Source organism: Paenibacillus spongiae (assembly GCF_024734895.1).
Lineage (GTDB): Bacteria > Bacillota > Bacilli > Paenibacillales > Paenibacillaceae > Paenibacillus_Z > Paenibacillus_Z spongiae.
The window spans coordinates 279,896-290,000 of record NZ_CP091430.1; the positions used below are offsets into that span (position 1 = coordinate 279,896).

At 53.2% G+C, this 10,105-nt stretch carries 10 protein-coding genes and 1 other RNA gene (1 of these 11 only partly in view); all 11 read left to right on the forward strand.

Annotated elements, in window-relative coordinates:
• Positions 1 to 84: 84 nt before the first annotated feature.
• Complete coding sequence (murA, locus tag L1F29_RS01290; protein ID WP_258386618.1) at positions 85 to 1,338, forward strand: UDP-N-acetylglucosamine 1-carboxyvinyltransferase; 1,254 nt, start codon at positions 85 to 87, stop codon at positions 1,336 to 1,338.
• A gap of 112 nt (positions 1,339 to 1,450) precedes the next feature.
• Positions 1,451 to 2,818, forward strand: a complete 1,368-nt coding sequence (rho, locus tag L1F29_RS01295; RefSeq protein ID WP_258386619.1) for a transcription termination factor Rho — start codon at positions 1,451 to 1,453, stop codon at positions 2,816 to 2,818.
• A 6-nt stretch (positions 2,819 to 2,824) separates the two neighbouring features.
• The gene (locus tag L1F29_RS01300) at positions 2,825 to 4,075 is read left to right on the forward strand and encodes a radical SAM family protein (protein ID WP_258389571.1); all 1,251 of its coding nucleotides are present in this window, start codon (positions 2,825 to 2,827) and stop codon (positions 4,073 to 4,075) included.
• A 144-nt stretch (positions 4,076 to 4,219) separates the two neighbouring features.
• On the forward strand, positions 4,220 to 4,417 hold the full coding sequence (gene rpmE, locus L1F29_RS01305) for a 50S ribosomal protein L31 (RefSeq protein WP_091225099.1): 198 nt from the start codon (positions 4,220 to 4,222) through the stop codon (positions 4,415 to 4,417).
• 82 nt (positions 4,418 to 4,499) lie between these two features.
• A complete protein-coding gene (locus L1F29_RS01310; RefSeq protein WP_258386620.1) occupies positions 4,500 to 4,928 on the forward strand; it encodes a hypothetical protein in 429 nt (142 codons plus the stop codon).
• Positions 4,929 to 4,988: 60 nt separating this feature from the next.
• Positions 4,989 to 5,255, forward strand: an RNA gene (ffs, locus tag L1F29_RS01315) — signal recognition particle sRNA large type.
• A 174-nt stretch (positions 5,256 to 5,429) separates the two neighbouring features.
• Entirely contained in the window at positions 5,430 to 6,884 is a 1,455-nt protein-coding gene (locus L1F29_RS01320) for an ATP-binding protein (RefSeq protein ID WP_258386621.1), read from the forward strand.
• A gap of 131 nt (positions 6,885 to 7,015) precedes the next feature.
• The gene (dnaX, locus tag L1F29_RS01325) at positions 7,016 to 8,800 is read left to right on the forward strand and encodes a DNA polymerase III subunit gamma/tau (protein ID WP_258386622.1); all 1,785 of its coding nucleotides are present in this window, start codon (positions 7,016 to 7,018) and stop codon (positions 8,798 to 8,800) included.
• 24 nt (positions 8,801 to 8,824) lie between these two features.
• The gene (locus L1F29_RS01330) at positions 8,825 to 9,136 is read left to right on the forward strand and encodes a YbaB/EbfC family nucleoid-associated protein (protein ID WP_258386623.1); all 312 of its coding nucleotides are present in this window, start codon (positions 8,825 to 8,827) and stop codon (positions 9,134 to 9,136) included.
• 25 nt (positions 9,137 to 9,161) lie between these two features.
• Complete coding sequence (gene recR, locus L1F29_RS01335) at positions 9,162 to 9,761, forward strand: recombination mediator RecR (protein ID WP_258386624.1); 600 nt, start codon at positions 9,162 to 9,164, stop codon at positions 9,759 to 9,761.
• Between the two features lie 153 nt (positions 9,762 to 9,914).
• Positions 9,915 to 10,105, forward strand: partial view of a DUF2508 family protein gene (locus L1F29_RS01340; protein WP_258386625.1) — the 5' portion only. Its footprint extends 85 nt past the window's final position; the window shows 191 of its 276 coding nt (coding positions 1-191); the start codon lies at positions 9,915 to 9,917; its stop codon lies off the right edge, out of view.

A 10,105-nucleotide genomic window follows, 5' to 3' on the forward strand; every position in this document is an offset into this window, starting at 1 on the left:
CAGTCGTACAAATATGAGAAGGATAACTTCACCTTTTGGGGATCAATTCTTGCTCCCTTCCGAACGGGGAGGATAATGAGACGGATGGAAAAATTAATGATTCGCGGCGGACATCCGCTGCGCGGGACCGTGCAAATAAGCGGTGCCAAGAATAGCGCGGTGGCCCTGCTGCCGGCATCGATATTGGCGGAAACAACGGTTACGCTGGACAACCTGCCACATATCAGCGACGTTGCGGTTTATAGTGAGATTCTAGAAGAGCTTGGCGGTACGGTAAGCTGGAGCGGGGATTCGATCGTCATCGACCCTTCCATGATGCGGTCCAAGCCGATGCCGAACGGGAACGTGAAATTGCTTCGTGCTTCCTATTATTTGATGGGCGCGATGCTTGGCCGGTTTGGCGAAGCTACGATCGGGCTGCCAGGAGGCTGCAACTTCGAGCCGCGTCCGATCGAACAGCATATTAAAGGCTTCGAGGCTCTGGGAGCCCAGGTCACCAACGAGCACGGTTCCGTTCGTATTGTAGCGAAGGAACTGCGCGGTGCTAAAATTTATTTGGACGTCGTCAGTGTTGGCGCTACGATTAACATTATGCTTGCGGCCTCGCGGGCCAAAGGTTCCACGATTATCGAAAATGCGGCGAAAGAGCCTGAAATTATAGATGTAGCTACTCTTCTCAACGCCATGGGCGCGAAAATTAAAGGTGCGGGCACGGAAACGATCCGCATCGAAGGAGTCGACAGGCTGCATGGCTGCCGGCACTCCATTATTCCTGACCGCATTCAAGCAGGTACGTATATGATTGCCGCTGCGGCAACGCGCGGTGACGTACTGATCGATAATGTCATTCCGAAGCATATGGAAGCGATAACCGCTAAACTGCAAGAGATGGGTGTCCATGTCTATGAGATGGACGAGTCCATTCGAATCGTGGGTCAGCCTCACTACGAGGCGATCGATGTCAAGGCTCTTGTATACCCCGGTTTTGCCACCGATTTGCAATCGCCGATGACGAGCCTGCTCACGCAAGCCAAGGGTGTAAGCATACTAAGCGACTACGTGTACAGCAACCGGTTCAAGCATGTTCCGGAGCTTACGCGGATGGGCGCGAACATTCGAGTGGAAGGCCGCTCGGCCATCATCGAGGGCGGAACGCTTAATGCCGCTAAAGTTCGTGCTGCCGACCTCAGAGCCGGCGCTTCGCTGGTCGTCGCTGCACTTGCTGTGCCGGATGGCGTTACGGAGATTACAGGCGTGGAATATATTGACCGCGGCTATGACAATTTGGTAGATAATTTGCGCATGCTGGGCGCGGACGTCTGGCGCGAAGGCGAATAACATTAGATTCTAGATTGCCGGGAGCGAGCCCTGTGGAATAGACCGCAGAGATTCCGGCAATGCTGGAACAAGCTGGATTTATTAAGATCATTGACAAAGAAGTGGTGAGAACATGAGCGATCTTCAGATCGTCGATCTGGAAGAATTGAAGCTGACGGAGCTGTACAAGCTCGCCAAACAGTATCAAATTCCGTATTATGGTCAGCTGAAGAAGAAAGAACTTATTTTTGCAATATTGCGTGCGCAAGCCGAGAAAAGCGGACTGATGTTCATGCAAGGCGTGCTCGAGATTTTACCTGAAGGTTTCGGCTTCCTGCGCCCGATCAACTATTTGCCAAGTACAGAGGATATCTACATCTCCGCCTCGCAAATCCGTAAATTTGATCTGCGCACTGGTGACCTCGTCTCCGGCAAATGCCGTGCTCCGAAAGAGAATGAACGTTATTTTGGCTTGCTTCAGGTCAATGCCGTCAATGGACAAAGCCCCGAACAAGCCGCCGAGCGTCTTCATTTTCCTGCCCTTACTCCCCTTTATCCGCAAGAGAAACTGGTGCTTGAAGCTTCCCCAACCAATCTATCGACCCGTATTATGGATTTGCTTGCTCCTGTCGGTTTAGGCCAGCGCGGACTTATCGTTGCGCCTCCGAAAGCAGGCAAGACGATGCTGCTGAAGGAAATCGCCAACAGCATTTCATCCAATCATCCGGACATAGAGCTGTTTGTGCTGCTTATTGACGAGCGTCCGGAGGAAGTAACCGACATGTCCCGTTCGGTGAAAGGGGAAGTGGTCGCTTCAACGTTCGACGAGCTTCCGGAGAACCATATTAAAGTCGTCGAGCTTGTTCTCGAGCGTGCGCTGCGGCTTGTGGAACACAAGAAAGACGTCGTGATTCTGCTGGATAGCATTACGCGTCTGGCACGGGCGTACAATCTCGTGGTGCCGCCATCAGGCCGTACGCTTAGCGGCGGTATCGATCCTGCCGCCTTCCATCGCCCGAAACGGTTCTTCGGTTCGGCGCGCAACGTGGAAGAAGGCGGAAGCTTAACGATCTTGGCTACGGCTTTGGTCGAAACAGGTTCGCGCATGGACGATATTATCTATGAAGAATTTAAGAGTACGGGCAATATGGAGCTGCACTTGGATCGGAGATTGGCTGAACGCCGTATATTCCCTGCACTCGACATTCGCCGTTCCGGTACAAGGCGCGAAGAAATGCTGCTCACCAAGGAAGAATTGGATAAGGTATGGGCCATCCGCAAAGGGATGAACGATTCGATCGAATTCGTAGACAATTTCCTGAAGAAGTTGAAAGACACGAAGACGAATGAAGAGTTCTTGAATTCCCTCGATACTTCGAACGCGGGGCAATCGCCAGCCTCTGTCTCCAGACCGCAGAGCGCCAGCTCAAGCTCCAGCACCAGCGGGACGGGCAGCACGGGTGGAGGAAGGCGTCCGACTCGCTCGACGCCTGTATCGTAGAGTATGATGAATCTCGTATACGCCGATGCTCAAGGCAATCTGTTCGATCATCCCGATTGGATCGGGTTAGGGCGCAGCGGTGATATGGTCGTTGAATTGCTGGAGGACGAGCTGATTCCGCTGCCGGATGGCGCGACGCTGGTCGGACTGCCCAACACCCGCCCGATCGGGATCGAAGCGTCAACGGGGAAGATGCTTCCGCTGCCGGGTGATGTTCAAGCGGTAGGCGCGCTGCTGCCGCAAGGTTTTACCAGACTATGTATCCCAAGCTACATGAAGACGGACAAGGCGCAGATGTTACCTTTGTTCGGTTATTCGGCCGTTGTATGGAAGGACGGCGGTTTCTACGTTGCTGCGCAGCAGTGCGACGATCCGGAGAGGTGGAATCCGCTGAACTGCGATCTTTCGGAGCTCCGGATTCAGGTTGACCGGCTGACGACGAAATATCCGGACAACCGGCTGTACAAGCATTTGTCCAAGTGTGCGCTGGAGTATGAGTGCCTGACAGCATCCAATACCTTTTTGCAGCGCTGGGAAGGTGCGGTTCCCGTCTCCTATTCGTGCAATGCGGGCTGCTATGGCTGCATCTCCGAACAGCCGGACGACAGCGGCTTTATCGCGCCGCAAACGCGCATGAATTTCAAGCCGACGGTTGACGAAGTTGCGGAGATCATGCTGGAGCATCTGAAGACGCCGGAGTCGATCATCAGCTTCGGCCAGGGCTGTGAAGGGGAGCCTTCCACGCAAGCCAAAATTATCGTCGAAGCAATGCGCAAGGTGCGCAGCATAACGTCCATGGGACACATCAACATCAATACGAATGCGGGTCTGACCGATCACATACGCGCGATAGTGGATGCCGGGCTGAGCTTGATGCGCGTCAGCACCATCAGTGCGCTGGACGAGCATTACAATGCGTACTATAAACCGCGAGGCTATACGCTAGCCAATGTAGAGAAGTCGTTGAAATATGCTTCCGACAAAGGCGTCTATACTTCCATCAACTATCTTATTTTCCCGGGCGTGACCGATCGGGAGGAAGAGATGGAGGCGATGATTGGCTTTGCGAAGCGGACTGGACTGCGGTTCATTCAGATGCGCAATCTGAATATTGATCCGGAGAGCTATCTGGCACTCATTCCGAAGCCGGAAGGCGAAATTTATGGAATGAAGCAGATGCTTGAAATCTTTGCGGAGGAATTGCCGGATGTTACGATCGGCTCTTACACGCATGTTCCTCCGGCGCCTGCCAAATAAATCGGTACCGGCTCGTCTGCAGCGGGGACCGCTATTTGGAAGTTAAAAAGATTGCAGTAACCGGGCATGAGTGCTATAATCCGTTTGTATGTGCATTTTAACTCTGGGTCCGCCTGAGACTCAGGGCAGAGAGAGGTGAACGCAATGAAACAAGGTATTCATCCGACATACCACGTCACCACGGTAACTTGCGCTTGCGGCAACAGTTTCGAGTCCGGTTCCATTAAACAGAACCTGCGCGTTGAGATTTGCTCCGCTTGCCACCCATTCTTCACGGGTAAGCAAAAGTTCCTGGATGCCGGCGGCCGCGTCGACAAATTCAAAAAGAAATACGGCATCTAAGCAGTTCGCGCCGTTTCTGCCGAAAATTAGCAGAATACAAGAACCTCCTTCAGCCATCCTATGGACTGAAGGGGGTTTTTTTATGTTATTTCAGCGTCAGTGGCGCGCATTCGCGAAGCACCGGATGACTAAAGTTTCTTCCCTTGCTGTTATTTCACTTGCCGTGGCGATCGGGGCAGGCGCATGCTCGAATAAGGGCACCAGCGGCAATAAGGCTCGTACGGAGTCGTACGGACATGACGGATACATGGGCCTTTCCAACAGCAATCCGCATCTGTTCAATAAGAACGGATCGTATCTGAATTACGGCGAGGATGGCGATTTCGCCAAGCGAAAGCTCAAGGAAATAGACGGAGTCGCGAATGTGAGTATTATGTTTCAAGGACCGAACCTGTATGCGACGCTAAAGCCGGCGCCTGGCGTCGATGAATTGCAGCTGCGCCAGAAGGCAATATCCGTTCTTCGCTACAATATGCCGCGTTATGTTATTCATGTGAATACGGCCCGGTAAATCAGCCATTGTTTGCTAAGCGGTTGCATCTTGGGACAGAACGCGCTATACTTATCTCTGCCGTGCTAGATGGGGAGGTAGCGGTGCCCTGTAACTCGCAATCCGCTACAGCGAGGTTGAATTCCTATTAGAGGTTATGTCGATGTGGGGTCTGGCGGTTAGGAACAGCGTTGACGGACGGGTCCTCCGCAATGGGCACCTGTGAACCCGGTCAGGTCCGGAAGGAAGCAGCCGTAAGCAGGCTCGTTCATGTGCCGGAGGAGTGCCTGTCCCGAGCTGGGAATAACAATGCCGCCCGGATCGCATATATCGAAGATAGGTGCACGGTACTATTCTTAACGACATGAAGCAAACATCCTTGTTCGTTCTTTCGCAAGCAGTGGAAGACGAACAGGATGTTTTTTGCATTTTTGGCAGGATTATGTTGGATTGAGGACGAATTATTGTACAGGTAATTTGAACTGTTTGGCATGTGAATGGACTGCAAGAGGGGGATGAATAATGAATGTGTTTCCACCAGCCCCACTGATCCGGCTAAGCCTGCAGGCACTTGACGATTACATAAATCGGCTTCCCAGGACGATGGTTGTCGTATTGAATGAATGGGGCGAAATCAATCGGTGCAACCCGGTGTTTTTGCGCGAAACAGGCTATGCAGCTTCCGCTCTTGTCATGTGTTATGTCGGAATCATTTTTGAAAGTAAATCATTTCAACAACTGGAGCATTACGGAGTTTTCGGAAAAGGTCATTCCGCTGCATCCACAGAGCCCCCTCCGCAGGTTTACTTGATTAAAGCAGATGGTGTGAAACTAAGTGTAACGGTGCAGTCTTTGTACGCCGAGACGGAGGAAGGCGGCCGCAATCTTTTATTTCTGTATGAACAGGAGCCTGCCCATTATCCCAATTTATTGGAACGTCTGGGCGAGACGATGCTTACCGACGCCGATACGGGCGTCATTCTGATTCGGCCGGATTCCCGTGTGATGGATATAAGTCCGCTCGCTTGCCAGGTGCTGGGGGTACCCAAGCCATTCGTCATGAACGAGCCGCTGATCCGTTTCTTCGCCACTGCGCGGAGCGAATACGAATTGATTCGCCGTACGTTGGAAAACGGGGCGCCTGTCCGCAATCATCCGATTACATGGTATCAGGGCGAGGTACGGGCAGAGCTGCTCATGGATGTCGGCTTATTGCGGAGTCCGACCGGAGGGATGGAGGGCGCGTACGTTATTTTCAAGGACGTTACGAATCTCCGTTCACTGGAAGAACAGGTGCAGCGAAGCGACAGATTGGCGATGATCGGTCAAATCGCAGCTGGAGCCGCTCACGAAATCCGCAATCCGCTTACCGCCATCCGCGGGTTTTTGCAGATGTTCCGCAAGACCATGGCTATAAAGGGAATGGACAAGGAAGCCGGGTATACGGAAATTATGCTGAGCGAGCTAGATCGGATCAATAATCTTGTAGGGGAATTTCTGCTTCTAAGCAAGCCGAAGAATGTCGTGTTTGATTACGTGGAAGTCGATGCGGTGCTGAATGAAATCATGCCGATCGTAGCGAGTGAAGCGCTGCTTCATAATGTGGTCGTTAACTGGGAGCCTGAGAACAGCCTGCCGCAAGTTATGGCCGATCGTGAAATGCTGAAGCAGGTTTTTTTGAACATTTGCAAAAATGGAATTGAAGCGATGACGACGAGTGGGGGGACATTAACGGTTATAGGCCATTCCGAACTGGATGGAGCTGAACGAAGACTGATCATTGAGATACACGACACGGGACCCGGAATACCGGTACATATGCTGGATAAAATATTCGATCCGTTCGTTACGACCAAGGCAAGCGGGACGGGTCTGGGGTTATCGGTGTGCCAGCGCATTCTGCATGAATTCGGAGGGACGATCCGGGCGGTCAGCAAGGAAAGAGGCGCTTTATTCATGATTATATTGCCCTACTGACAGTTTTGCTCATGGACACGATCGTGTATAATAGAGGAACAGTGTGTAAATTGCGGTGTCTGCACTAGCGGACGCCTGGTTTACGTACCGCGTTCGCGCAATAACCGAAGATGGCGAAAGGAACGGTCCGCATGTCACATATCGCTTTATACCGAGCCTGGCGCCCGCAGACGTTTGGGGACATGGTTGGCCAACAGCATATCATTCAGACGCTGCAAAATGCGATTCGGGAGCAGCGTGTTTCACATGCGTATTTGTTCAACGGTCCGCGGGGAACAGGCAAGACCAGCGCAGCTAAAATTATGGCGAAGGCGATCAACTGCCAGCGGGGGCCCGCGCCGGAGCCTTGCAACGAATGCGATGCTTGCCGGGGCATAACGGCCGGCACGGTCATGGACGTCGTTGAGATTGACGCCGCATCCAACCGGGGCATTGATGAAATTCGCGACATTCGGGACAAGGTGCGTTATGCGCCCTCAGAAGTCCGATACAAAGTTTATATCATTGACGAGGTACATATGCTTACCTCGGAAGCGTTTAATGCTCTGCTTAAGACGCTTGAAGAACCGCCCGGACATGTCATCTTTATTCTGGCGACGACGGAGCCTCACAAGCTGCCGGCCACCATCATTTCCCGTTGTCAGCGCTTTGATTTCCGTCAGGTATCGCTGCCGGAGCAGACCGAGCGGCTTCGCCTGATATGCGAAGAAGAAGGCATTCAGGCAGAGGCTGATGCGCTCGCTTATCTCGCCAGACTGTCCGACGGCGGTATGCGCGATGCGATCAGCCTGCTGGAACAGGTCTCCGCTTTCGGCGGCGAGCGTATCACGCTTAACGATGCCGTTGACGTTACGGGCGGATTAGCAGCCGAGCAGTTCTCCCAGCTTGCGGACGCCGTGCGCGATGGCAATGCGGGGGCCATTCTGCCTCTGGTCGAAGGGCTTATGCAGGCAGGGAAGAGTCCGGATAAGTGTTTGGAGAATCTCATCTATTATTTCAGGGATTTGCTCGTCATTAAGCTTGCGCCTGGACGCACGGCAACGGAACGAATCGTCGATCAGGAGCGGTACCGGGCGATGGCCGAAGCGTTTAGCGCGGACCGGTTATTCCGGATGATCGACATCCTGAATCAATATATGGGCGAGATCCGGCATGCTTCGCTTCCGCAAACCATATTCGAAGTCGCATTGATGAAGGTATGCACCGTTCAAGACTCAGGCGGCGGTTCCGCCGCCCAAGCGTCTAGTGCGGCGGATGCAGGTAATCGTACAGCGCCGGCTGGTTCAGCAGCTGCGGCTCCTGCGGAGGTCACCCGTCTTCAGCAGCGGATCGATACTTTGGAGCGTAAGCTCGAAGAGCTTTCGCGCTCAGGAGTTCGCCCGGCGGGAGAGGCCGCCTCGGCCGGACCGGATAAAGGCGGGCGGACCGGCAGCGGCTTCAGAGGTGCCAATACATCGGCCGGCATTGCCAAGACGACCGTGAAGCTGGGACCCTTCCTGGCAGCGGCCGAGAGCCAGGCAACCGGACAGGTGCGCATGAGATGGAGTGAGATCCTGCAGCGGGTGAAGGAAGCCCGTATTACGGTACATGCTTGGCTTGTTGACGGAGAGCCGGTGGCGGCAGTCGACAATACCGTCCTGGTCGCATTCAAGAACACCATGCATCGGGAGACCACGGAGAAGCCGGCCAACCGTGAGCTTATTGAAGGCGTGCTTCAAGAGGTCTTCGGCCGTCCGGTGAAGCTCGCTACCGTCATGATGAAAGAATGGCAGACCGCGGATAAGGGCCCTGCGCCCGCTGCCGAACCGCTCACGCTGCAGCAGGAAGAGGCTGGCGGTGAGCCGAAGCGTCCGGAGTGGGTCGAAGAGGCTGTTAAGCTGTTTGGAGAAGATCTTGTAGTAGTGGATGACAACTAAAACGAATGCCAGGAGGCCAGTTCCATGAACAACATGAATCAAATGATGAAGCAAGTGAAGAAGATGCAGGAACAAATGATGAAAGCGCAAGAAGAGCTTGGAACAAAATCAGTCGAAGGAACAGCAGGCGGCGGTGTTGTAACGGTTGTCGTCAACGGTCACAAGAATGTACAGAGCATTGTCATCAAGCCTGAAGCGGTAGATCCGGATGATGTGGAGATGCTCCAGGATCTGGTGCTGACTGCGGTTAACGATGCGCTGAACAAGGCCGACGAACTTGCGAACAAAGATATGGGCAAATATACAGGCGGTATGAAAATCCCGGGTCTGTTCTAAACGAACGTAGTAGAGGAGCTGCACATTGTATTATCCTGAACCGATAGCCAAACTGATCGATGCTTTCAGCCGTTTGCCGGGCATTGGACCGAAGACAGCGGCAAGGCTGGCTTTCCATGTGCTGCGGATGAAAGAAGATGATGTCATCGATTTTGCCAAGGCGCTCGTAAGCGTCAAGCGCAATCTCCATTACTGCTCCGTTTGCTGTAATATTACGGACATCGATCCTTGCCGCATATGCCAAGACAAAACCCGCGACGGCTCCGTCATATGCGTGGTGCAGGAGTCGAAGGACCTGGTAGCCTTGGAGCGGATGAAGGAATTCAACGGGCAATATCATGTTCTGCAGGGTGCTATTTCGCCGATTGAAGGAATCGGTCCGGACGATATCCGGATCGCGGAGCTTCTGAAGCGGTTAAGCGACGAGCGTGTGCAGGAGATGATCTTGGCCACGAACCCGAACGTAGAAGGCGAAGCGACTGCGATGTACCTATCCCGCCTTGTGAAGCCCTTCGGCATAAGAATCACCCGCATTGCACATGGCCTGCCTGTTGGAGGCGACCTGGAATATGCGGATGAGGTGACGCTTTCCAAGGCATTGGAAGGCCGCCGGGAATTAAGCTAATACGCCTGAGCCCTGTGAGGATAGCCTCGCAGGGCTTTTTCAATAAGCCAGCTTCTATAATCCGTTCTACTTTGCCCCTTGTGCCGCATAGATTTGTACTACATGCACGTCGGCGTACATGCACAAATCGGACAAGCGGAAGGCGGGGGTATTATGAAGTGGACGCGTTGGTTTCAATCGAATAAGAGTAAGGCGGAATTGAACAAAGAATCGAAAGCGGAGCTTCATCAGCTGTTTGCGGAAATTCAAGCCGCCAAACAGGACTGGGATAATGCGGTGCGGTATTTTGAATATGCGCTAGGCAAGGATCAAATCGACTATGCCATCTTTGCAATCGAAGCGGC